Source organism: Kordia sp., assembly GCF_965224175.1.
Lineage (GTDB): Bacteria > Bacteroidota > Bacteroidia > Flavobacteriales > Flavobacteriaceae > Kordia.
Genome location: NZ_OZ245041.1, coordinates 335,888 through 361,928, shown reverse-complemented (window position 1 = coordinate 361,928; position 26,041 = coordinate 335,888). Strand labels below are relative to the sequence as shown.

Genomic DNA, 26,041 nt, shown 5'->3' with positions numbered 1-26,041 from the left:
GCAAACATGAAAGAAATTGCCGTACAATTTGGACAATCATTAGATAATGATGAGTTTGATGTAACTATGAAATTACTTAGTTATGATTGTAAATATAGTATTGGAAAAGATATTATTGTCGGACCAGAAGCTATTTGTCAATCGTACGAACAAAACATGATTGAAGGTAGAAAAAAACTTGATGTCCTAGAATGGGGACAAAGTACTATTGAAACCATCAATGAATCAGAATATTATGTGCATTTCACAGACTATCTTACGCATAAAGGCAAAAAATATACACATCGCTGTAAACAGAAACTTCACATTAATACTGACGGACATATAGATACTATAGAGCACATTCACGATCAAGAAGAGCAAGATCGATTGGATGCTTATTACAGAAGTGTTGGATTAAAATAATTCATTAATTCACAGTAAAAAAGCCTCAAGTTTCAATTTTCTAATTCTTCCACACTTCAATCATTTAATTTTTCAATCAAAAGACCTATTTTTGAATTGATGAATAGAAACGTATTACAAACTCCTATCGATTACCTAAAAGGTGTTGGTCCAAACCGTGCCGATTTACTCCGTAAGGAGCTAGGAATACATACGTATCAAGATTTCATCAACCTATTTCCCAATCGATATATTGATAAAACACGTTATTTTAAAGTAAACGAACTCCAACGAAATTCTTCGGAAGTACAAGTCGTAGGAAAGATTGTGCATATTAAAATGGTGCAACAAAAGCGTGGAAAACGTTTAGTAGCAACCTTTGTAGACGATACTGGAGAAATGGAATTGGTTTGGTTTCGCGGTCATAAGTGGATAAAAGATAGCTTAAAGCTAAATACGCCTTATGTTATTTTTGGAAAAACGAATTGGTTCAATGGAACATTTTCCATGCCGCATCCCGAAATGGAATTATTGAAGGAACATGAGCAAAGTCTACGAACAGCGATGCAACCTGTATATCCATCAACTGAAAAGTTAAATAATAAAGGGATTACCAACAGAGTCATCAATAAATTGATGCAACAACTATTCATAGAATCACGCACGCAGTTTTATGAAACCTTACCTCCTACTATTTTGGGAGAACTCAAGTTGATTTCAAAAACGGAAGCTTTATTTAATATTCACTTTCCAAAAAATCAAGAATTATTAGCCAAAGCGCAATATCGTTTAAAGTTTGAAGAGCTTTTTTACATTCAAATACAACTCATCACCAAAAACCTTATTCATAAGAGTAAAATAAAAGGATTTCCTTTTGATCAGGTTGGTGAAATATTTAATGAGTTTTACGCCAATCATTTACCTTTTGAATTGACCAATGCACAGAAACGTGTAATTAAAGAAATTCGCAACGATTTAGGTAGCAATGCGCAAATGAATCGATTGTTACAAGGTGATGTGGGTTCTGGAAAAACGATTGTTGCTTTGATGTCTATGTTATTAGCGATTGACAACGATTTTCAAGCCTGTATTATGGCGCCTACAGAAATTTTAGCGATTCAGCATTATAACGGTATCATGGAATTGGTAGCACCTTTAGGTTTGAATGTAAAATTACTCACCGGTTCTACAAAAACGAAAGATAGACGTGTTATTCATGAAATGTTAGAAGATGGTTCTTTACATATTCTCATTGGAACACATGCTATATTAGAAGATAAAGTACAATTCAAAAATCTTGGTTTGGCAATTATAGATGAGCAACATCGATTTGGTGTGGCACAACGCGCTAAATTATGGCATAAAAACACCTTTCCACCACATATTTTAGTCATGACTGCGACTCCGATTCCTAGAACACTTGCTATGAGTTTATATGGCGATTTGGATGTTTCTGTGATTGATGAATTGCCTCCTGGCAGAAAAGCTATTAAAACAGTTCATAGATACGATAGCAATCGTTTGAAAGTATTTAGATTCATTCGTGACGAAATTGCCAAAGGAAGACAAATTTACATTGTATATCCGCTCATTCAAGAATCTGAACAATTGGATTATAAAGATTTAATGGACGGCTACGAAAGTGTTGCTCGGGAATTCCCAATGCCAGAGTATCAAATTTCTATTGTACATGGAAAAATGAAGCCTGCGGATAAAGATTTTGAAATGAATCGCTTTATTAAAGGTGAAACGCAAATTATGGTAGCTACTACTGTTATTGAAGTTGGTGTTAATGTTCCGAATGCGTCTGTGATGATTATTGAAAGTGCCGAACGTTTCGGATTGTCACAATTACATCAGTTACGCGGTCGTGTTGGTCGTGGTGCAGAACAAAGTTTTTGTATTCTGATGACAAGTCATAAATTAAGTGCCGACGGAAAAACGCGCCTAGAAACCATGGTGCAAACTAGTGATGGATTTGAAATTGCAGAAGTTGATTTAAAACTTCGCGGTCCTGGAAATATTATGGGAACACAACAAAGTGGTGTTTTAAACCTAAAAATTGCAGATATTGTAAAGGATAATGATATTCTAAAAACAGCTCGCTATTTTGCTCAACAAGTTTTAAAAGCAGATCCGAGTTTGGCTGCTCCAGAACATAAAGCTGTTCGTTATACCTTTGCACAATTGGTTAAACATAAGAATATTTGGAATTATATTAGTTAGGTGTTAGATCGCTTCGCTGTTAGACCACTTCGTTGTTAGATGTTAGACTGCTTTGCTTTTAGAACGTGCTTTCGCGCTTTTGGTTTTTAGTTTGAAAGCCTAAAAATGCAAATCATGCAACATTTGCAATAGAAGCAAAACCAATATTGGTACATTTTCAAATTATCAAATTGACACATTAAAGGAACGTCATTTCGAGTGGTTTTTCGGAATATAATGTAGAAAAATTGTATCGAGAAGTGATTTGTTGTTAGGCATGCTACACTATTAAATTTACTAGACACACTTTAACTTTAATATATATTTCACTTGCGTCAAGCTGAACTTGATTCAGTTTCACATTACAATTAGAGGTCGATTACTAAATTTTCAAACTTCTACATTAAAAAGATGTCTTAGTGAGTGTTTTGTAGTTCGCGCAACGGAAATGAAAAATGTGTGGTAATCTGTTTCTAGAAACATACTATTTTTCTAAGAAACAGATTGCCACGAATTTCTTCTAAATTCTCGAAATGACGGTTTATAGAATTCTAAAACAAATTAGCAAATCAAACAAAAAATTGTACATTTAATTAACTTTAGTACCAATTAAAATAAAACAATATGAAATTAGGTGCATTTTCAGTTAGTCTTGCTGTGAAAGACATTCACGCTTCAAAAGCTTTTTATGAGAATTTAGGTTTTACTGAGTTTCACGGAGATATCAATCAAAATTGGTTGATTATGAAAAACGAACAAACTGTAATTGGTTTGTTTCAAGGAATGTTTGATGATAATATTATGACATTTAACCCAGGTTGGACGCAAGATGCGCAACCATTAGAATCATTCACAGACATTAGAGATATTCAGAAGGAATTGAAAGGTAAAAACTTTGAGTTTTCAACAGAAGCAGACGAAAGTACTACTGGTCCGGCAAATTTTGTGATTAAAGATCCTGATGGAAATGTAATTTTAATAGATCAACATGTATAATAATAGATTACGCTGGCTTTTTAGGGTATTAGATTTTTAGACAGCTTTCGCTATTAGATATTAGATCGCTTCGCTACTAGATTTTAGACATTAGATATGTTCAATACGTCTTTGCGAGAAGTACAGTTAATCTGCTTCTCTAGGTCATCGTATTTTTTCTTTTTTGCTATACGCTAGTTAGGATGTTTTATAAAAAACAAATTCATCGCTTTCAAATCTTCAATTAAAAAGTTTGACTTCACAAACTTTGCGATTAGATGTACTCAGTATAAAAGCTTCTTCAAAAAAATAAAAAAAAAGCGCCTATCATATTGATAAACGCTTTTTATAGGTGATGAATGACGGTGATTGGTCCTCATTCATAGCAATTTTGTTTTTTTATTAATTGATGCTTTCGCCTTTATTTGCTTTGTCAAGATTTGCTTGTACTCTACCTTTGCTTGCTTCATTTGGTGCATTTGCTAATGCTTTTTTCAAATGCTTGGCAGCAGATTTATGATCTCCTTTTGCAGAATATGCTCTTGCTAATCCGTAATGTACTGGCCAAGTTCCTTTGTTTTTCTTAGCGTTGTACTTGAAAATTTCCAAAGCTTTATCATGCATTCCTTGTGCAATTAATTGACGACCATATCCATGAATTTCAAATACGGTTGCTATTGGCAATACTTCATCCATTGCAGCTAAAGCTTCTGTTTTTTTGTTTTGCTTCATCAAAATAGCTGCTTTGATTTGTGTATTGTTGAACGTTTGTTTGCTGTAAAATTGTCCTGCAATTGCATTGTTTATCCAAGCTAAGGCTTCATCTAAGTCTCCGCCATTATTTAAGGCAAATCCTGCGGCTTGTTCCCAAGTTTGACGCTGAAATCCTGGTTGATCTTGCATTTTGTTACGAATGTCTGCCAATACAATATTGGTTACATCAAACTTAATATTAAAAGGAATTTCTTTCTTTCCCCATTGCAAGGCCAATGTTGCTGAATCTCCATTTACTTTGATAAAATCGTATGTTAATAATTCTTCATGCGGAATTTCTGTAGTTAATACGTCTACACGTAATGCATCTTCAGAAGGTTTGTAAAAATAACTTCCCCAAGAAGTACTATTGTTAGAAAAAATAATTGTTGCTCTATCATTTTCTTTGACAATGATGTGCAATCCATAAGTTCCAGCTTTTATAGGTTTTCCTCCTACCATTGCATCATGAGAAAAAGTAATGATTGTATTTTCGTCTGCTCCGGCTCTCCAAGGAGATTCTTTTGCCGTTCCAAATCCAAGATTATTCATTCCATAAGGTACTAATTTCCCCCAAATTTCACGTTCTCGAACACTTGGTCTTGAATATGTGACTTTTACTTCTGAGATTCCAATAGTTTGTGAAACAGTAGATTTTTGACTTCCGCGCGGAGTATTAAGCTGTGCAAATGCTGTCGAACTTGCTAAAAAGAATATAAAAGTAGCAAGTGCAGCTAACTGTGTAATTTTTGCTTTCATAATTATAAGGTGAGTTAATTAGGTTTATGAAAACAAGGTAAGATTTACACAAAAGTATCTTTGTTATAGCTTTGTTAATGTTAAAGAAATATATGTTAATTAACATTTGTAGGATAAAATTACGGCTAAGTTTATATAAAAGGTTTTATTAAAAATATCCTAGCTTATAAATGTTCTTCAACTTTTATTCTTATCTCGTTTTCTTCGCATTTCACTTCTACGCATCGGCATCGAATCTATTTTATCATACAGTTCTTTTGTAGGTAATACTTCTGTTTGTCGAAGTTTTACGCTGCCATCTAAGCCAATTAAAAGTACTTCGAACTCTTTTCCTTTGCTGAATTTCTTTGCTAGATTTTTAGAGAATGTTTCTGCTGTATCTAAAAGTCCATTTGCATAGTCTGTTATAGTCACTGTATTTGCTATGATTGTGTATAAAATTAGCTTTCTATCAATAAATTCTTTGGCTACATTTTGAAACGCTTCTTTTTGAGCTTTGTATTTTTTTGAATTTACATCAGAAGTTTTGATAATGATAATTCTGTGTTCCCATCGATGCTTTTTTAAATCTTGTGCATTTATGTGAATACAACACAAGAAGCTTATGAGTAATGTGATGATTTTCATATCCTAAATTTAATCATTTAAAAACAAAAGCCTTTCACAATGGAAAGGCTGTCTTACTATTATTTAGATTGATGATTATTTCTTCACAAATTTCTTCGTTAAGATTTCATCACCATCATTTATTTGTAAAATATACATTCCAGCTTTTAAGTTACTTACATTGATTGTGCTACTTTGTAAGTTTCCAACTTTTACAACTTGTCCAAGTAATGAATGAATTTGATAAGAAGCGTTTTCTTCTGCAAAGATGCGTACTTCTAATTGATTCGCCACTGGATTTGGATATACTGTAAATTCTTCTGCTACTGATAATTCGTCTTCTTCTGGAGAAACAGATAGTAAAGTTATATCACTAACTGGTCGTGATTCCTGTGTAACCATTCTCGCGGAAGCGTTCACAATACCCGTAATTGTTACCTGATCAATATAGATTTGATCTGCATTTGCTGAAGCATCACATTGAAATCTGAATTTTGCGTTGTTCACAAAGTTATAGTTTGACTTTGTTAGCGTTACTTTTGAACTGTAGAAGTTATTATTCTGAAAATCTGTTCCACTTCTGTATGCACGAACTGTTTGCCAGCTTGAACCATTGTGGTAACGCAACCAAAAATCTTCACCAGATTCCATACTGTATGAATAGAAATAAAACGCTACTTCTACCTCATCATAAGCAGCTACATTTACATTGTTTAATGTCATTGATGATGCAACTCCTGAGTTGTCTCGAATACGAATGGAATAGCTTCCTTCATACGATCTACTTCCTGAATAACGGTAGCAATCTCCACCGCCATCAACCCAACCATCTAAGCCAGATTCGAAGAAACCTTCATGTAAAACAGTAGAGCCGCCTGGAGTTCCACCTGAGTTTCCGCCACCATTTACAGTATGTGAACCTAAGTTAGAAGATGTATCTGTTGAAAACTCTTCCCATTCAGCTTCCGTATATGTTGTGTTTGGACTTGTAACACTTGCTTTTCTACGTAGTGTAACATTTTGTGCAAAGTTTGAACTTCCGCCATTAAAATCTCCAATGATATCAATTAAAACATTGTTTTTAAACAATCCGATAGGATCATTTCCATTAAAAGTAACAACTGCGCCGCCAGTAGTAACGTCTGCTTGACTAGTAATGCTTGAATTTGCAGAGCTATTCGCGATAACATACACAGCACCATTGCTTAAGTTTCCTGATAAAGCGTATGGAGAAGACCAACTTCCAGCACCATTTGTTTGTTTTTTGATAGTGTAGTTAGATAAACTTACTGTGTTTCCTGTAAAGTTTGCAATTTCTAAAGCTTTGTTATTAGACGAACCTTCTATGTATTCTGAAAAGAATAATTCGTCTGTACTTCCGCCGCCATTATCTCCGCCTCCATCACCTGGATCAGGATTTCCGCCACCATTTCCAAACTTATCTTCAGCTTGCGGTCCGCCCCAAATTTGAGTTGCAAACGCTGGATTGTCAATAAAAGGATTTCTATTTCCTTGAATTCCTGCAATGGCATCATTACGATTTGCTTCAAAAGTAGAAACAGGATCTTGTGCATTCCATTGTAAAAATAGATCGATCATGTTATTGTCACTACTTACAGAACTTCCTGTTCCAACAAACGTTGGTAGACAACGATTTCCATAACGTATGTACATAAACATTATCATACGTGCTACATCGCCTTTCCATTCGTCTCCAGGATACCAATCGCCATTAGAGTTAATAAATCCTGCTGCGCCACTTCCTGTCCCAAACTTGCGATTGTTACGCGTAGAATTTTGCTGAAAATCACACGGACGTAAGTTGTGCGCATCTGCTCCTGCTCCTGAAGTTCCTAAGTCTGGGTTTGCCAAAGATTTTGCAAATACGTGTTCACGGTTCCAATCGCCAACGCTTCCGCCATTATCAAATTTCCCACGTGTTCTGTCGGTTTTTACATTTCCGTCATTGTCATTGTGACCATAAATTAGAATTACTTCCGAATTGTTGTTTGGATTTACATCCGATTGTTGCAATGCATTCCAAACGCCAGGCGTGTATGATAAAAATGTAGTGTGCGTAACAATTACTTTTGTTGCTAATTCGTCTTTCAAATTAGTTCCTGTTTGAGACAGATTTACATCATTGTAATACGATGGAATTTGTGCATACGCAGTGATGCTTACGGCTAGAAATAGCCAGAGTAAAAGTTTTTTCATGTACTGTATTTTTGGTTGAGTTTATTGGTTTTGAAACTACACAGCAAGCATTTTTACTTCTTGAAAACATCATATCATTATTATACATATCAAAAAAGCGCCTAATTCCAAAAGGAAGTAAGACGCTTTTATCTAATTGTTATTTAATAAAATAATTTTGATTTTCTGTAATCGTCGGTAAAAATATCATTTGCATAGTCTCTTATTCTACACACTAAAAATACTTCGTTTTAACAATTACCTTCCCAATTTTATGTTAACAAATTGTTGGCATTTTAGCTAAAAATGCAATTTTACGTTTATACCCTACGTATCAAACACTTAAACCGTACTTTTTACTCGTTTTGAAGTACTGAAACGAAGTTTTCAAAGTCTTTTTTGAAGTTCAAATATTTGTCGCCAGTTGCTGGACCATTAAAACCTGTATGTATACGTCGGACTTTTCCTTTTTTATCTATAAAAATAGTCGTCGGATATGATAATACATGATTTAACATTGGCAATTTTTCTTGTGCTTTTTTCTTGTCGGACGTTCCAAATTGTGCCAATACTATTGGATATGGAATGTTTAATCGTTTTTGTAATCGTTTTATATTATTGAATGCTTTTTCTTTTGTTTTAGCATATTCAAAAGCGAGTGCTATAAATTTTACTTCAGCATTGTTTTTTGTATAGTTTGAATAATAAGTAGATTCATCCAAACAGTTTGGACACCAAGTTCCCATAATTTGAACGATGCGTACTTTTCCTTTTAGGTTTTCATCTGATAATGAAATGTTTTGTCCACTACTATCTGGAAATGAAAAGTCGAATGTTTCATATCCTTCTTTGATGTAAGTTAGCTCTTTTGCATCAGGCAATTCATAGGTTTCGTTACGTTTTGCGGTAAAAGGTTCTTTCCAATGATTTCCTGATTGAAATTCGCCAATCATTGTATCATCTGTTACAGTTGCTGTGAACAAAAATGCATGTGCGCCATCAAAAGTAGAAAGTTGTAGTTGATCTCCATTTAGTGTTCCTTCTAGGTAGCGATAATCGCCAGTCGTTGTTCTGAATGTTCCTGTGACTTTGTTGCCATTCTGTTGAAAGATTCCTTTGGCAATGTAGCGATCTGCTTCTACATCTGGACTAAACACGGTTTCCCAATTTCCTGAAATTATGGCTTTTGCATCTCCTGTCGCTTTCGGAAAACGTTTGGTTTCTCCAAAAATAGCTGTAAAAGGTACATATCTATTTAAAGATACTTTTTCAAATTGTCCTTGAATTGTATTTGCATCTGTAAACTTTCCTTTTAAAACACCTTCGTACACGTCCATTTTTATAGTGATAGAATCGTCTTTGATCGTAATATCATTAACAGGAATACGCTCTTCTGCATTGTGAATTTCAATTCCTTTTGCTGTGGTTGTAAAAGTAAACGGTAATTCTTTTTTATCCTGAACTGTTAAAGCAACATGCCAAGAACCATCTTTTAAACTATACGTTTCTTTTGCTGTACTTGATTCAGTTTCTTTCGTTTTCTGTCCGCAGGAAATAAGTAATAATCCTAAAAATAAGATATATATTTTTTGCATGTGATCGGTTTTATAAAGTTGTTATGGAACTTTAGTTCGTACAATTGTTAGCAAATTACAATAAAATGTGAGATGATTTTGTTTTCAGAAAGAATTCGATTAGTTTTAATCTAAAACCATTCAATATGAAAGTTACGGAAGCACATAATAAAAGAGTTGCAGAAATGAAGTTTTTTTCGGTATATCCACATTATGTAACTAAGGTAGAAAAGAAAGGAAGAACCGTAGAAGAGTTACATGAAGTCATTGAGTGGCTCACAGGTTTTGACAGCAAAAAACTTCAAGAATTGATTGATCGTAAAGTTACTTTTGAAACTTTTTTTGAAGAAGCAAATTTACATCCAAACGCACATCTTATTAAAGGTGTAATTTGTGGGTATCGCATTGAAGAGATTGATAATGAGCTTACTAAAAAAGCACGCTATTTAGATAAATTAATCGACGAACTTGCCAAAGGAAGAAAAATGGAGAAGATTTTGAGAGTTCCTAAGTCTTAAAATTGAAAGTATATCAGTATGAAGTATCGTTGCGAGAGTTTTGGAAAAACTTGTAGCAATCTGCTTCTAAAATCAATCTCATTTATTTAAGAAACAGATTGCCACATTTCATTCGCAATAACGTATCTGAAAAAGTTGAATAATTTAAGCTGATCTAATTCCCAATTCTTCCTTTTTCATCTTCTAAACTTCCATCACGTTTTCTTGCTTTTTTTACATCACTGTTACCAAATGCATAACGTACATAAAAGTTAATATTACGACTGTCACTTCCGCCACGACCATCTATTTGAAGGTTTCCAAACTGTGTGTTTCCTTGCCATGGAATTGTATACAACGCATCATTAAGCGTGACTTTTCCTGTCCAATTTCCCCACGACTTTTGTACAGCAATGTTTAATGATCCTAAGCTGCTTGTTTCATAAGTTCCGCCCCAAATAGATGGACTACTATACCAACCACTTACTTCTAATTTGATATCTTTTGGCAACGAAAATGTATTTTGTGCATAGAATCCAAAGGTTTCTTGATCGATAGAAATAAAAGCAGGATTTGTCGCTTTGTACTTACTATACGAACCATATACATTGGCATAAGCACGCCACCAATCGTTGATTCTAAATGGATATGAAACACTTATATTATATACTTCTTGATCTGCTACATTTCGCGTACTTAAAAAGTTTCTGTTCTCGCCAACAGCTTCTGTTACTTGCGCAAAAAAGTCTGAAATGTACGAGTAACTAAGACTTGTTGTTAACGTATATTTATATGTGTGAGATAATTTAAAATTGTCTGTGTATTGCGGTTGTAAAAATGGGTTTCCTCGTGTAAAACTTAATTCGTCTAATTGAAACTCAAAAGGATTTAAGATTTGATAGTTTGGACGTTGAATTCTTCGACTATACGTTAGTGCAAAAGAGTTAATTGGATTTGCTTGATACGTAATTCCAGCCGAAGGGAAAAAATCTGTATATTTTCTAGAAACTACTTGATTTTGATTTATGTTTTCTGCCGTTAATTTTCCTTGTGAATCTGTTCGTTCCATACGCAAACCTGCTTGAAATTTCCAATTGTTGATCGCAAAGTTGTATTTTGAATACACTGCGTATATTTTTTCGTCATATTCGAATTCATTGCTTCTATCGAGATTTAAATTGTTATTTCCGTTGATGACATCAAAAAAGTTAAAGACATTATCCGTTACTACTTGTGATACTTTTGCTCCAGTTTCAAATGTTCCTTTGCCAAGTTTTTGTCCATAATCTACTTTTGCTGCATAAATATTGATATCTATTGGTGTTTCTTGAAATGTAATATTTGCGTTTAGTATTTCTCCTCTCGATGTTGTATAAAAGTTTGGTTGATTACTGAATCGATCACGACTGTAACGTCCATAATCTAAATCGGCACTAAAACTTGTTCCCAGTGTGTCTTTGTAACGATAATTTACATTGGCATTCAAGTTGAAGCTATTGTTTTCAGAACTATTCGGCGCACGCAAAATACTATCTGTAACTCTTGTATTTCTATCTATAATTGGCGTGCTGTTATTTGAAGTTGATTCTGCATCACGAAAATTCAGCGTAATCACAGTTCCTAGAACGCTTTCTTTGGATACATAATAATCAGCACCAGTTCTAAAGTTATTTGAAAACGATTCATTTTCTGAATCTGATTGTGAATCAAAAATTTTGTCACCTTGTGTTCGATACAAATCTATAAAACTTGTAGAACGCCCTAAAAAGTTAGAATAGGTTCCGAAGAAGTTCCATTTTTTAAATCGACTGTTTACAGTTACCGAATTGTTTGTTCGTGCATAATCTCCAATAGTTAATGTACTTGAAATGCTTCCACGTGTTCCTAATCCTTTTTCTCTTTTGAGTTTTATATTAATGATTCCTGCATTTCCAGCGGCATCATATTTTGATGAAGGTTGTGTAATAATTTCAATACTTTCTATCGTATCTGCTTGAAGCGATTGTAAATAAGCTGTTAAATCATCTCCAGCTAAAAAACTTTGACGACCATCAATATATACTAAAACGCCAGTTTTTCCTTCTACAATGACATTGTTATCATTGTCTAATCGTACACCAGGAGCTTTACGTAAAATTTCAAGTCCGTTGTTGCCTGCGCTTCCTATTGTATTTGCCACATTAAATACTGTTTTATCAGGTTCAACCTGAATAATTGGTTTTTCAGCAATAACCGTTACGGCGTCTAAAGATTCAGAAGAAATTTTCATCTGAATCGTTCCTATATTTGTTTCTGAATGTGTTGCTTTCACTTCTTTTGAAATTGTTTGATAACCAACCGAAGAAAGTTTTAGCGTATATATTCCTTGTGATATATTTTTAATAGTAAAGTTTCCATCAATATCAGAGATAGTAGCTTTTACTAACGTGCCATCAGCAGTATTAAGTAATATATTTACAAACGGAAGTGTTTCGTTCGTTTCTGAAATGATTTTTCCTTTTAGCAAGGTTGTTTGCTTTGTTTGCCCGAAGACTGACAATGAAAAGAAGAATAAAACGAAAAGTGTCAGGGAAATGTTATTAGCTTTCATAAGTGTTAAAATTTTCAACAAATATGCATCGGCAATCCATCTTGTACAATGTAAAAGTTACGAGTTGTCCCAAATCGTTCATCAGTTGCCCAAAGGTCCATTCATCAATCTATAGGGCAACTCGTAAAAAGTTTGTTTCGAGTATAAACGAATTGAGTTAGTTTTGAATTAACTTATGAATAGAAATACTATAGTAGTATCAATCTTTATAAAAGTAGGCATTACAGAAATTTAGAAAACGAATTATGAACAAACGTATTTTTGGTATTAGAGTCATAGAAATCCTGATTTTTACAGGTATTTATTTTTTGCTATCTGTTGTATATCATACCGCGATATTATTTAATACACCTTTAAAGTATAGAGATTATTCAGATTATTTAAGCATTAGAAGTTGGTTTGATGCTGCTGGATTGCAATATGTAATTATGTTTGTAATTACTACAATTGTTTGGGTAGTTATTTTTAGGCTGTGTAAACGTTGGCCAATTTGGGATCGATTGGCATTGCATGTTGCTGGGTTACCATTATTTATATTTTTTGCATGGAAAGTATACCATTATGTCTGTGAACTTATAGGATTTACACATTTAACAGGTTCTGGTGAAGTTTGGGATCTTTATATTCCAATGTTAATCTATCTGATACAATTTTCATTGTTACACGCTTACGAATATTATGTAATTAATCAACGAAATATTCAAGCGGAAATGGAATTGAAGAATATTGCTCTGAAAAGTGAGTTGAGTGCCATCAAAGCACAATTGAATCCTCATTTTTTGTATAATGTTTTTAATACGATTAATGCTAGTGTTCCCAAAGAAATGGAAGATACACGTGAGATGATCGCAGAATTAGCAGATTTGTTTCGTTATCAATTGAAAGCAAGTCGTGAAGATTTGGTATCCTTGAAAGAAGAACTCAATTTTGTGAGTCAGTATTTGAAATTAGAACAACGAAGGTTTGAAGATCGACTTTCTATTTATATTGATGTTCCTGAAGAATTACTTTCTCGTAAAATTCCGCCAATGCTGCTGCAACCATTAGTTGAAAACTCTGTGAAACATGGAATTTCACCTTTGGTTCAAGGTGGAGAAATTACTATTATCGTTAGAGAAAAAGCAGCTAAATTGGTTTTTGAAATTAACGATACTGGAGTTGGTATAGCTAATAAAGAAAATATTTTTAATTTAGGTGTTGGCATTAGCAATACTCAAAAACGTTTGCAAAAAATGTACAATTCCACGTTACAGTTTTCTGATAACATTCCAACAGGATTAAAAGTATATTTTGAATTATAATAACACAGATGAAGAAAGTAATTATTGTTGATGATGAGAAATCTGGAAGAACGCTCATCAAAGAATATTTAGAATATCACAAAGAATTGATTCTTGTTGGAGAAGCCAATAATGGTGTTGATGCTATAAGAATTATCAACGAATTTAAACCTGATTTGGTGTTTATGGATATACAAATGCCAGGATTGACAGGTTTTGATGTTTTAGAACATTTAAACGAATTACCAACTATTATTTTTAGTACTGCCTATGATAAATATGCGCTAAAAGCCTTTGAAGTTCATGCGGTAGATTATTTATTAAAACCCTACACTAGAGAGCGTTTTGATAAAGCAATTAGCAAATTAAAAGACAATTCGCCAAGTCAAATTGTGCCATTAGCCAACGAACATATTCTTTCTAAAAACTCCTTTCCTGATCGTATTATTGTAGAAAAAGGTTCAAAATACGTTACGCTTGCTACTGAAGATATTAGTTATATTGAAGCGTATGGAAGTTATTCCAAAATCTATGATAGTAATGACGGATATTTAAGCAACCGTGGAATTTCTCAATTGGAAGAAAAACTCAATCCGAAACAATTTATGCGCATTCATCGTAGTATTATTGTGAGTTTGACAGCAATTCAAGAAGTATCTAAATATGGAAAGAGTTATATTTTGATTTTGAAAAATGGTGAAAAACTGAAAGTAAGCCGTAGTTATGCGAATAAGATTAAGGAATTGATACTTTAGATCGCTGGCGCTGTTAGAATTAAGACCGCTTCGCTGTTAGATCGCTGACGCTTTTAGACTTGTTTCTGCTGAAGCAGAAATCTTTTAGAATCGCTTTCGCTCTTAGAAATAGGAATTTAGACTTTGTTCTTTTTATCCTATATTTAGTATATGAAAAGAATATACTTTCTAATATTAGTGTGTTTTGCTGTAATTAACTGTAAACAAAAATCTACCGAAGATAAAATAATCGACTTAGGTCATTTTTCAATCACTGTTCCTAACGATTTTGAGTATAAAAAACTTAGAGGAATTGATTCGTTTGTTGGTAAAATAACCAATGGAGAAGCTACTTTTACATTTGACTATGGTTGGTATTCTCCAAAACCTCCTTTAACAGAACAACAATATCTTGAAGAAAATTCAAAAAGACTTGGTTTTGATGCTTTTAACTCCTTAGTATCTATTATTGATCTTACACCTTATGAAGATGAAAAAGGTAGTATAAACCCTAGTGATATCTCTAAAAAAATTAAAAATGTCAAATTAAACAAAACTACTACAGACACTAAATTTAGTAATTCTAAAAATACGAAGCGGACTTATCACTATACGTTCGAATTTGATCAGAAAGAATATACGATTCCATTTTATGGTTATGAAGAAAATCGAGATAAGTTCAATGATTATTCTATCAAAACGGATACTCTTAATGATTTTGAAAGAACGATAAGTATATACAAAGGGAAAGATACTTCTAAATATCATAGTGTGTATTTTATAAACTTAGATAAAAATCCTAATTCCAATCAATTATGGCTAGGAATTCCCTCAAATCATAAGTTATCACAGGATGTACTGAAAGTGGTTTTTAATAGTTTGAAAATGAAAAGTAAAAAATCGTCTAAAATCTAGTAGTATTTACACTAAAGTTTATCAAGATAAAAAAACCTAAATCCATGCGCAAAGCGAAATGGATTCTAAAAGCGAAGTAGTCTAAAAAATTTCTGCTTCAGCAGAAACAAGTATAAAGGCAAAGTGCGTCTAACATCTAATAGCGTAGCGATCTAGATTCTAATAGCAAAGCGGTCTAAATTCTAGGAACGTTAGTGACCAAAAATCAAGTACAAACTTATTTGTCAACTTACCGCATTATCTTATCTTTGCGGACTATTCAATACTAATACGAATGAAAATATCATACAATTGGGTAAAGCAATTTATTCAACTTGACTGGGACGCTGAAAAAACTGGAGAACTCTTAACCGATTTAGGTTTAGAAGTTGAAGGTATCGAGAAATACGAATCTGTACAAGGCGGATTGGAAGGAATTGTAATTGGGCATGTGTTAACTTGTGAACAACATCCAAACGCAGATCGCTTAAAAGTAACTACTGTTGATTTAGGAACTGGTGAGCCTGTACAAATTGTTTGTGGTGCACCAAATGTTGCTGCCGGACAAAAAGTACCTGTTGCTACTGTAGGAACTACTTTATATGATGAAGAAGGAAAAGGTTTTAAAATCAAAAAAGGGAAAATTCGTGGTGAAGCTTCTCATGGAATGATTTGCGCTGAAGATGAACTTGGTTTGGGCGAAAGTCATGACGGAATTATGATCTTAGACGAAGCTTTAGTTCCTGGAACTCCTGCAAATGAAGTGTTTGATATTGAAAATGATACGGTATTTGAAATTGGTTTAACACCAAACAGAGCCGATGCAATGAGTCATCATGGAGTTGCCAGAGATTTAAAAGCTGGTTTACTTCAAAAAGATATTAAGCTTGAATTAATTACACCTTCTACAAGTAGTTTTAGAGTCGATAATAGAACACTAAAAATGGACGTAGAAGTTGAAGATAAAACTTTAGCACCTCGTTATTGTGGTGTTACAATTTCTGGAGTACAAGTAAAAACTTCTCCTGAATGGTTACAACATCGCTTAAAAGCTATTGGATTAACTCCAAAAAATAATGTTGTAGATGTTACCAATTATGTATTACATGAATTAGGACAACCATTACACGCATTTGATGCAAATTATATTTCGGGAAATAAAATCATTGTAAAAACATTAGAAGCTGGCACAAAGTTTACTACGCTTGATGAAGTAGAACGTGAATTACACGAAGACGATTTAATGATTTGTGATACTGAAAAGCCTTTATGTATTGCGGGGGTTTTTGGCGGAATTAAATCTGGTGTAACCGAAAATACAACTAATATTTTCTTAGAAAGCGCCTATTTTAATCCTGTTTCTGTTCGTAAAACAGCAAAACGTCATGGTTTAAATACTGACGCTTCTTTCCGTTTTGAACGTGGAATTGATCCAAATATCACTGAGTATGCTTTAAAAAGAGCTGCATTGTTAATTCAAGAGTTAGCAGGTGGAGAAATTACAAGTGATGTTTCTGATAGTTATCCAACAAAAATCGAAGATTTCCAAGTACGTGTATCTTTCGAAAATATTACAAAACTTATCGGTGAAGAGTTACCAAGAGAAACCATTAAGAATATTTTATCGTCTTTAGAGATTAAAATTAATTCTGTAACTGATGGTGGATTAGGTTTAACAATTCCAGCCTTCAGAGTTGATGTACAGCGTGAAGCTGATGTTATTGAAGAAATTTTACGTGTATACGGCTACAACAATATAAAGTTTGATGAAAAATGGCATACGTCTATTTCAAACACTTCACGCTACGAAGATTATAAATTACAAGATGTAGTTGGTGCGCAGTTGGTTTCTCAAGGTTTCTATGAAATCATGGCAAATTCGCTAACAACTGCTTCCTATGTTGAACTTTCTGAACAATTGAAAGCTGAGCATAATATTACGATGTTGAATCCGTTGAGTAGTGATTTGTCTGTAATGCGTCAATCATTATTGTTTTCTGGACTGGAAGCTATTTCTCATAACATCAACAGAAAACAAAGTGATTTAAAGTTTTTCGAATTTGGAAAAACCTATCATGCATATAGTGAAGGAAATCGTGATGAAAACAAACATTTGTCTTTATTAATTACTGGAAATACAAATTCGGAAACATGGAGACAAGCGAAACCTGTTGCAACTGACTTTTTCTATGCGAAAGGAATTGTAACTGCTGTCTTATCGCGTTTAGGCTTAAATTCTTTGAAAACTTCTCCTATTAAAAATGATTTATTTGCAGAAGGTTTAACCTTGAGTTTAGGTAAAATAAAATTGGTAGAGTTTGGAATTGTAAAACGTAAAGTATTAAAGGCTTTCGACATTAAGCAAGAAGTAATTCATGCAGATTTCAATTGGGATAATGTGATTGAAGTTGCTAAAAACAGAAAGATCAAGTTTAAAGATATTCCTAAATTTCCAAAAGTACGTAGAGATTTTGCTTTGTTAATTGATGAAGCTACTACGTTTGCTGAAATTCACAACATCGCAAAACAAAGCGAACGTAATTTACTGAAAGAAGTAAGTTTGTTTGATGTATATCAAGGAGATAAATTACCAAAAGGAAAGAAAAGTTACGCAGTTAGCTTTACATTACAAGACGAACATAAAACACTGACAGACAAACAGATTGATAAAATTATGAACAAACTTCAGCAGAGTTTTGAAAAACAATTAGGTGCTGAATTGAGATAACATCTCGACTCCGCTCGATGTAATAACTTTTACTGATTAATTTGATACTATATCAATTGGTCAATTATATATAGAACGCTTTTTACAATTGTAGGAAGCGTTTTTTTATTGTTCTTACAAAATGATTCAGAAGTAATCTAGAATATTACGGAAAAACCATACTTTTTAATACATATTTTTTTTGTACATTTAAAAACTCATGAAAAAAGAAAGTTATGTTAGATAAAATTTCAAATCTCGATGGTTTTAGTTTTATAAATAAAAAAGGACAACGAAATATTATTGGTGGAGCGCCACGTTTTTGCTCTGACAGTAAACCTTGCGATTATCCATATCAATGTTATAGTGGCATTTGTAGACTTCCATAACGTATAAATAATTTTAAATCTACAGTATTAATAAAATACTTCCGCATAAAAAAAGTCCCTTGAATTAACTTCAAGGGACTTCTTAGTTTTATCAACTTTTATGATTACACATATTGTATCATTATACTTTGAAAATAATATAATTCCATTAAAATTATTAAATGTGATGGTGTTTTTTAAGTCAATTTTTTTTTATGTTCATCTAGTAGTAATATATTTCTTCTCATTATCATTGCATTTTATTCAGATAAAAACACTAAAAACCAATAACTTAAACATAGTACTACGTAAAACTCGCAATATATAGTACCTCTTTTGGGGTACTATTAAAACACCTCTTTCGCGTGATAGTTTGGTTTATAAAATACCGCAATTTTGCCTTGTTCATAATTTATAACGTGCACTTAAATTACAACAAGGCGGTATCTGAAAAGCCTATATTAAATAGAGTAAGAAATTAACATAAAATTTATTATGAAACCTAATGCTCAAGAAATTAAAATAAGTGGTACAGGAAAAGCTAATATCACAATTAAAGGAAGAACTTATGCATCTTTTCTTCAAGATGTAGGTGTATCTTACGATAACGCAGGTCCTAGATTTGATGAGTTTCAAGGATCTGGAGAAGATGTTCCTTTTAAGAATCATGTAATCTTAAAAGATGTACAATTACCTATAAGCTTTGGATTTTTGTTTAGATATTCCGATAATGGAGGGAAAACATTTCAGCCTGCACAAAGATCTCAAAAGAAAGAAACCTATATTGGTCCAGCATATGAGATATATAAAATTTCATCAGAAGATGCTATAGATAACGATAATAACGATTCTGTTATGTATTTATCTGTTGATCGAATCTAATAATTCTCAAAATAAGAAAAGTTACCTTTTTGACTTAGAAGAGGTAACTTTCTTTTATAAAAACATTGACTAGACATGTAGTGTTTTTCAAATTTAAATAGTTTTTGTAATGTTTATTAGAGTTATTTTTAATAAAAATCACACAATAAATTAACTATTATATTTTCAATATATTTACAACTAAACTTAATTTCACATGAAAGTATCTAAACATATTTTTCTTCAAGCAAATACTGATAATATTATTAAAAGTCATACTCATTTTAGAGAATCACTAAGTAATTTCAAAAAAAAGAAAAAGAAAAAAAAGAGAACCAAACTAGAATCAAAAGCACTTCTTGATTTCAAAGAAGAAGTATTAAGTAATACACTTATATTTTCTCAAGGTTCTATGTCGCTAGGTGATCCAATCAAACAGTTTACCATAGATGTAAAACCAAATGAAAGAGTATATTTCACCATATTACCGTTATTCCTTTTTGTTCGTCATAAATTGAATTTCAAAAAATTCATTTGTGAAAATAAAAATCTTGTGCCAGTTCCTGAATTAGGCAAAGAAAATAAACCTGTGAGTTTTTATATAGATATAGGTTCTAAAGAAACCTTTACACAAACATCGTTTGCTTTAGAAATAACGCTAGAATACATAGACACTGATGGAAAAACTAAAACATTCGATATTATTGTAGACCCTGTTTTACGAGTTGTTCAAGACTAAGATTGTATGAAAATTATATAATGACTTTAAAAACCATATCATTTTTCTTTTTGCTTCTATGTTTCAATTTGTCTGGTCAAAATCAAAAAAAGGCAGACAGTTTAAAACATATATTTAATGAAAGAGAAATTGTTTCAGATTCAATTGCCACTCAATTAATAGCCCAAATTATTGTAAAATCTTCTTCTCCTGAAGAAATACTCATCTATTCTGATGTATTATTACAAAGATCCAAACAGTATAAACCAATTTTTTATGCCATAAAAGCGCACAATGCAAAAGGTGTTGCGTATCGACTTAAAGGAAATTTAGAAAATTCTTTAAAAAGTCTTTTCAAAAGTGCTTCATTAGCAAGTGACAATGAATATCCCGTTTTTGAAGCAGAAGCGTATAGTGAAATCTCAAATACATATATTGCCAATGATGATTTTAGTAATTCGCTGATTTATCAGACAAAAGCAATAGACATATTTAGGAAACAAAAGATTAACAAACGTCTATGTGTTGCACTATTAAATACTGGCTTTAATTATTATTCTATAGGTGAACTCGATACTGCTTTACAATTGTATAATGAGGCAGCTCCTATTTTTGATGAAGTAAAAATGTCAATAGGAAAAGCGTATACAATAGGAAACAGAGCTTTAGTATACTGGAAACAAGGAGATTTTCTAAAGGCAGAAGAAGGTTTATTCAAAGCAATTCACATGCTTGAATCACTTGGAGATCAGTTTGGCATGGCTGATTATCATAACCAATTGGGAAGTATTTATTTAGAGCAAAATAAGATTAAAGAAACCATATTTCACACACAGAAATCCTTAGAAATGTCTGAAAATATTGGTTTAAAAGAACAAATAAGAGATGCTTCATTGTTACTTTCAAAATTATACACCAAGAAAAAAGATTATAAAGAAGCCTTAAAATATCAGGCACAGTATATTGTATATAAAGACAGTGTTCAAAACAAAGAACAAACAAGGAAAATAGCAGATATACGCACCAATTTTGAAGTCAATTTAAGAGAAAAAGAAATAGATTTACTTGAGAAAAGAGAAAAATTAAATACGTATTATATTATAATTGCTTTTATACTGTTAATCTTATCCATAACAATACTCTTCTATTTTCGACAAAGATTTAAAACTACTAAACTTATTGCTTTTCATCAAAAGAAAGAACACAACGACAAGATTAAAAATTTACTTAAATCTCACGAAACAAAAGTATTACAGTCAATTATTCAAGGAAAAGACAATGAAAAAAAACGTTTAGCCAAAGAATTACACAATCATTTTGGAAGTTTATTAGCTACTATTAAAGTAAATGTGAGCAGAATAGAAGAACATGTGATTCCAAACTACAAGACACTTACAGATTTAGTAGATAAGGCTTGTACAGATATTAGAAATATGTCACACTCTTTACATTTAGGTATTTCTGAAGATTTTGGACTCATACATGCATTAAGAGAATTAAGGATTCATTTGGAACAATCTAAAGAGTTAAGTGTCGAGTTTTCAGCTTCTATAGATGATGGAATTATTGATTTTGAAAACGAAATTATAATTTATAGAATTATACAAGAGCTTGTTAGTAATGTACTCAAACACGCAAAAGCTACTAAATTATCAATATCGCTCACTTTTTTTAGCGAAGAAAGTCTTATCAATATTTTGGTGAATGATAATGGGCAAGGATTTGATACTGAAAAAGAGTTTCATGGAATGGGCTTAAAAAGTATTAAAGAAATCGTTACACAACATAACGGAATTCTTTCATTTGACAGCAACTCAGTTAGCGGAACGACTGTGAATATTGATTTACCAGTTACGATTAAAACAAATTTAATATAGTTATGATAAAGGTATTGATTGTAGATGACCATTATTTATTTGCAGAAGGCGTAGCATCTTTATTCAAACCTGAAGATGGGATTAAAGTTGTTGCACATACACAAAATGGAAATAGTGCTCCTTCAATTTTAGAAGAAATAGAAATTGATGTCATTTTAATGGATATAGATATGCCAGTTATTGATGGTATAGAAACCATGCATTTACTAAAACAAAAAGGATTTGATATCCCAATATTAATGCTCACCATGCATTTGTCCATACAAAAAATACGAGATGCCTTAAAAAGTGGCGCGCAAGGTTATATCATTAAAGATGCATCCAAACCAGAACTTATAGAAGCCATAAAAGCTACAAGTCAAAGAAAAAACTATTTTCACTCCAAAATAAACGATCAAGTGTTTAATTATTTTAGAGGACAAAATAGAGTTAATACCATAGTTGAAGAGCTATCAAGCCGTGAAAAAGAAGTTGTTAAATGTTTGGCTGAAGGCATGAATAGCAATGCCATTGCTGAAGCCTTATTCATAAGTAGACATACTGTAAAAACACATCGGAGAAATATTATGCATAAACTTAATGTTAAAACCTCAGCCGAACTTATCAAATTAGCTATTGAAAAGAAAATTATAGATCTTTAATACGTTACTTTATAAGTATAAAAAAAGTCCCTTGAGTTAACTCAAGGGACTTTTTTATGATATATTTTCGTGATTAAGCTTCGATACCATACATTTTATCACGTTGTTCCTTTATCTTTTTATCTCCCATATAATCATCGAACGTTAAATAACGATCAATAACACCAGTTGGCGTTAACTCAATGATTCTGTTAGCAACTGTTTGTGCAAACTCATGATCGTGTGTTGTAAATAATACAGTTCCTTTGAAGTTTTTTAACGAGTTATTGAATGCAGTAATACTTTCTAAATCTAGGTGATTTGTAGGCTCATCAAGCATTAAAACGTTTGCTCTAATCATCATCATACGCGATAACATACAACGCACTTTTTCTCCTCCAGATAATACACGAGCAGTTTTTAAAGCTTCTTCTCCACTAAAAATCATTTTTCCTAAGAACCCACGAACAAATACTTCTTCACGTTCTTCTTCTGTTTTTGACCATTGACGTAACCAATCGACCAAAGTCAAATCATTATCAAAGAATTCAGAATTATCTACAGGTAAATATGCCTGAGAAGTAGTAACTCCCCATTTATATTCACCTTCATCCGCTTTAAGATTTCCGTTGATGATTTCATAAAAAGCACTTGTTGCACGCGAATTTTTAGAAATTACAGCAACTTTATCGCCTTTTGCTAAGTTAATATCAACATTTTGGAATAATATTTCTCCGTCTATACTTGCTTTGAGTCCTTCTATGTTTAGGATTTGATCTCCAGCTTCACGATCTCTATCAAAAATAATTGCTGGATAACGACGACTTGAAGGCTTGATGTCTTCAACTTTTAAACGTTCCAACATTTTTTTACGAGAAGTCGCTTGTTTTGATTTTGCTACGTTGGCACTAAATCTTTGTATGAATTCTTGTAATTCTTTTGCTTTATCTTCAGCTTTTTTATTTTGCTGTGCACGTTGTCTTGCTGCTAATTGACTACTTTCATACCAGAATGTATAGTTACCACTATAATGGTTTATTTTAGCGAAATCAATATCTGAAATATGTGTACAAACTGCGTCTAAAAAGTGTCTATCATGCGAAACAACAATTACACAGTTATCATAATTTGCTAAGAAATTCTCTAACCAAGAAATTGTTTCAAAATCCAAGTCGTTGGTAGGCTCATCCATGATCAATACATCAGGATTTCCAAAAAGTGCTTGTGCTAATAACACACGTACTTTTTGTTTACCGTCCAATTCGCTCATTAAAGAATAATGATTTGCTTCTACAATTCCCAAGTTTGAAAGTAAAGCTGCTGCATCAGAATCAGCATTCCATCCATTCATCTCTTCAAATTCTACTTGCAACTCTCCTACGCGTTCTCCATCTTTATCTGAGAAATCTACTTTTGCATAAATTTCGTCCATTTCTTTTTTGATAGCAAACAAAGGCTTATTTCCCATGATTACTGTTTCAAGTACAGGAAAATCATCATATGCAAAGTGATCTTGTTCTAACACAGACATACGTTTTCCTGGCTCTAAATTTACGTGCCCAGAAGTAGCGTCCATCTTTCCTGATAGGATTTTTAAAAAGGTCGATTTACCAGCGCCATTCGCTCCGATAACACCATAACAATTTCCAGTTGTAAACGTCGTATTTACTTCGTCAAATAATACTCGTTTTCCAAATTGTACAGATAAGTTAGATACAGATAACATTCTTTTTGTTTTTTAATCTTTTTTATATATTGCGCAAAAGTAACAATTAGATTGAATATTACTAAGAATTACGACGAATTTTACCTTGTAACATCTTAACGTTTTCCCAAATATTTTTAACAGCCTATTAACATCGTATTGTATTTGTGATGGTTAGTTTTGTTAAAACTTGAAAGAGTTGACCAAATTACTATGAAATATATTACCCCATTATTACTTATATTAATTTGTTTTGGTTGTAATGATACCGCGAAGAAGAGCGAAAAAGATGTTGCTTATTTTGGTGGAGAAATTATCAATCCAACAGACGAATATGTACTCTTGTACCATCAGGGGAATCTAGTTGACTCTTTAAAACTAGACAAAAACAATCGCTTTTTAGCCAAATTAAAGAATCATAAAAACGGATTGTATAAGTTTTATCACAATCGCGAACATCAATATATCAATCTTGAAAAAGGAGATAGTTTACTGCTACGTTTAAATACATACGCTTTTGATGAGTCGTTATTCTTTACAGGAAAAGGCGCTGAAAAAAACAATTTTTATGTTGAATTATTTCTATTAAACGAAAGTCATGAACGACCTGTGTATCAATATACACGTTTAGATAGTGATACTTTTTTAGAAAAACTTGATTCACTTCAAAACATCAAACTTAAAAAACAAGAAAAATTCCTGATCAATAATCCGAATGTTTCTGAAGAGTTTAAAAAATTTACCGATAAAGTAATTAAGTACAGAAATTTTAGATATCGTGAAACATACCAGAATATGTTTCATAATCGCAAGAAAAAAGATTCTACACTTACCATAAATGATTCTTTCTTCGATTACAAGAAAGATATTGATATGAATGACTCTACTATGAGTTATTATCGTCCGTATGCAAGATATATTATGCAGTTTATCAATAACTCGTCTTATAGCGAATGCATGCGAAAATCATGGAAAGGTGATCGCGCACTCAACACTTCTTTAACGTATAATAAGAATAAGTTGGCTATTATAGATAGTTTGGTTAATTATCCTTTTTTACGCAATGAATTGCTTCGTTTCACAGCATATTCATACTACAGTAATAATACTGCTGACATCGTAAAAAATAATGAGTTCTTTAAAACATTTGAACAAACTATTAATGACAAAGAATCGAAAGAGGAAATTTTCAACTTGCATGCAGGTATTAAAAATTTACAACAAGGAAATACATTCTCTAATCAAATTTTTGTCTACGATGACAAACACGCAAGAATTCCTATTAATAAATTGAGTTCGAAACGTGGAAAAACACTCTTTTACTTTTGGACTTCAAAGCAAATGCGTCACAAACGCTTGATTACAGAAAAAATTAAAGTTCTAGCTAAAGAATATCCAAACTTAAATATTGTAGGAATCAGTCTTGATACTGATCATAAACGCTGGAAAAAAGCCGTAAAAGAACTTAAATTCTCTGATAGCAAGCAATATAGAGTTGGTAATAAGGAAAATTTATTAAAAGATTTTGCGCTTATCAATATTAACAAATTGATTATTACTGACCAAAAAGGTAATATTATCAATGGTTTTGCTAGTATTTACAATACAGATTTAAAAGACCAGTTAAAGTAGTAAATTCATTTTTTACTTCACTTATATTTTCACACATAAAAAGCTAAAAAATATTAATCACTTAAAAATAATTTATTCGATAATTACTTTTAAGTGATCTCTTTTG

At 32.2% G+C, this 26,041-nt stretch carries 20 protein-coding genes; 14 read left to right on the top strand and 6 right to left on the bottom strand.

Features of this window, described 5'->3' with window-relative positions; all coding sequences use genetic code 11:
- The first annotated feature begins 6 nt into the window (after positions 1-6).
- The 3 genes from ACOQOS_RS01730 (at position 7) to ACOQOS_RS01720 (ending at position 3,585) form a co-directional block, all read left to right on the top strand.
- Positions 7-405: a hypothetical protein gene (locus tag ACOQOS_RS01730; RefSeq protein WP_420573234.1), complete on the top strand. Its 399-nt coding sequence runs from the start codon at positions 7-9 to the stop codon at positions 403-405.
- A gap of 99 nt (positions 406-504) precedes the next feature.
- Positions 505-2,610 carry an ATP-dependent DNA helicase RecG gene (recG, locus tag ACOQOS_RS01725; protein WP_420573233.1) on the top strand — a complete coding sequence of 702 codons (2,106 nt, stop codon included), beginning with the start codon at positions 505-507 and terminating at the stop codon, positions 2,608-2,610.
- Positions 2,611-3,213: 603 nt separating this feature from the next.
- A complete protein-coding gene (locus ACOQOS_RS01720) occupies positions 3,214-3,585 on the top strand; it encodes a VOC family protein (protein ID WP_420573232.1) in 372 nt (123 codons plus the stop codon).
- Between the two features lie 381 nt (positions 3,586-3,966).
- Here the strand turns inward: ACOQOS_RS01720 and ACOQOS_RS01715 are convergent, their stop codons facing one another.
- From ACOQOS_RS01715 to ACOQOS_RS01700, 4 genes are all read right to left on the bottom strand, one after another.
- Positions 3,967-5,076, bottom strand: coding sequence for a DUF2911 domain-containing protein (locus ACOQOS_RS01715; protein WP_420573231.1), 1,110 nt, complete (start codon positions 5,074-5,076; stop codon positions 3,967-3,969).
- 177 nt (positions 5,077-5,253) lie between these two features.
- On the bottom strand, positions 5,254-5,703 hold the full coding sequence (locus ACOQOS_RS01710; RefSeq protein ID WP_420573230.1) for a DUF4174 domain-containing protein: 450 nt from the start codon (positions 5,701-5,703) through the stop codon (positions 5,254-5,256).
- A gap of 75 nt (positions 5,704-5,778) precedes the next feature.
- Entirely contained in the window at positions 5,779-7,899 is a 2,121-nt protein-coding gene (locus tag ACOQOS_RS01705) for an endonuclease (RefSeq protein ID WP_420573229.1), read from the bottom strand.
- A gap of 335 nt (positions 7,900-8,234) precedes the next feature.
- Positions 8,235-9,473 carry a TlpA family protein disulfide reductase gene (locus ACOQOS_RS01700; RefSeq protein ID WP_420573228.1) on the bottom strand — a complete coding sequence of 413 codons (1,239 nt, stop codon included), beginning with the start codon at positions 9,471-9,473 and terminating at the stop codon, positions 8,235-8,237.
- Positions 9,474-9,598: 125 nt separating this feature from the next.
- On the opposite strand from ACOQOS_RS01700, the gene ACOQOS_RS01695 reads away from it, so the two are divergent.
- On the top strand, positions 9,599-9,970 hold the full coding sequence (locus ACOQOS_RS01695; RefSeq protein WP_420573227.1) for a DUF2200 domain-containing protein: 372 nt from the start codon (positions 9,599-9,601) through the stop codon (positions 9,968-9,970).
- 154 nt (positions 9,971-10,124) lie between these two features.
- Here ACOQOS_RS01695 and ACOQOS_RS01690 read toward each other — a convergent pair whose 3' ends face one another.
- Positions 10,125-12,539: a TonB-dependent receptor domain-containing protein gene (locus ACOQOS_RS01690; protein WP_420573226.1), complete on the bottom strand. Its 2,415-nt coding sequence runs from the start codon at positions 12,537-12,539 to the stop codon at positions 10,125-10,127.
- A gap of 245 nt (positions 12,540-12,784) precedes the next feature.
- On the opposite strand from ACOQOS_RS01690, the gene ACOQOS_RS01685 reads away from it, so the two are divergent.
- The 9 genes from ACOQOS_RS01685 (at position 12,785) to ACOQOS_RS01645 (ending at position 22,619) form a co-directional block, all read left to right on the top strand.
- Positions 12,785-13,840 (top strand): sensor histidine kinase, encoded by a 1,056-nt coding sequence (locus ACOQOS_RS01685; RefSeq protein ID WP_420573225.1) that lies wholly within the window; start codon positions 12,785-12,787, stop codon positions 13,838-13,840.
- A gap of 8 nt (positions 13,841-13,848) precedes the next feature.
- Positions 13,849-14,574 carry a LytR/AlgR family response regulator transcription factor gene (locus ACOQOS_RS01680; RefSeq protein ID WP_420573224.1) on the top strand — a complete coding sequence of 242 codons (726 nt, stop codon included), beginning with the start codon at positions 13,849-13,851 and terminating at the stop codon, positions 14,572-14,574.
- 150 nt (positions 14,575-14,724) lie between these two features.
- Positions 14,725-15,468 carry a hypothetical protein gene (locus ACOQOS_RS01675; protein WP_420573223.1) on the top strand — a complete coding sequence of 248 codons (744 nt, stop codon included), beginning with the start codon at positions 14,725-14,727 and terminating at the stop codon, positions 15,466-15,468.
- A 274-nt stretch (positions 15,469-15,742) separates the two neighbouring features.
- Entirely contained in the window at positions 15,743-18,175 is a 2,433-nt protein-coding gene (pheT, locus tag ACOQOS_RS01670; protein ID WP_420573222.1) for a phenylalanine--tRNA ligase subunit beta, read from the top strand.
- Positions 18,176-18,390: 215 nt separating this feature from the next.
- Complete coding sequence (locus tag ACOQOS_RS01665) at positions 18,391-18,543, top strand: hypothetical protein (RefSeq protein WP_420573221.1); 153 nt, start codon at positions 18,391-18,393, stop codon at positions 18,541-18,543.
- Positions 18,544-19,017: 474 nt separating this feature from the next.
- The gene (locus ACOQOS_RS01660; RefSeq protein WP_420573220.1) at positions 19,018-19,404 is read left to right on the top strand and encodes a hypothetical protein; all 387 of its coding nucleotides are present in this window, start codon (positions 19,018-19,020) and stop codon (positions 19,402-19,404) included.
- 196 nt (positions 19,405-19,600) lie between these two features.
- A complete protein-coding gene (locus ACOQOS_RS01655; protein WP_420573219.1) occupies positions 19,601-20,122 on the top strand; it encodes a hypothetical protein in 522 nt (173 codons plus the stop codon).
- A 20-nt stretch (positions 20,123-20,142) separates the two neighbouring features.
- Entirely contained in the window at positions 20,143-21,978 is a 1,836-nt protein-coding gene (locus tag ACOQOS_RS01650; protein ID WP_420573218.1) for a tetratricopeptide repeat-containing sensor histidine kinase, read from the top strand.
- Positions 21,979-21,980: 2 nt separating this feature from the next.
- Positions 21,981-22,619 carry a response regulator gene (locus ACOQOS_RS01645; protein WP_420573217.1) on the top strand — a complete coding sequence of 213 codons (639 nt, stop codon included), beginning with the start codon at positions 21,981-21,983 and terminating at the stop codon, positions 22,617-22,619.
- A gap of 73 nt (positions 22,620-22,692) precedes the next feature.
- Here the strand turns inward: ACOQOS_RS01645 and ACOQOS_RS01640 are convergent, their stop codons facing one another.
- Complete coding sequence (locus ACOQOS_RS01640) at positions 22,693-24,324, bottom strand: ABC-F family ATP-binding cassette domain-containing protein (RefSeq protein WP_420573216.1); 1,632 nt, start codon at positions 24,322-24,324, stop codon at positions 22,693-22,695.
- A gap of 192 nt (positions 24,325-24,516) precedes the next feature.
- Between ACOQOS_RS01640 and ACOQOS_RS01635 the strand changes: the two genes are divergently transcribed.
- A complete protein-coding gene (locus ACOQOS_RS01635) occupies positions 24,517-25,935 on the top strand; it encodes a TlpA family protein disulfide reductase (RefSeq protein WP_420573215.1) in 1,419 nt (472 codons plus the stop codon).
- Positions 25,936-26,041 lie beyond the last annotated feature (106 nt).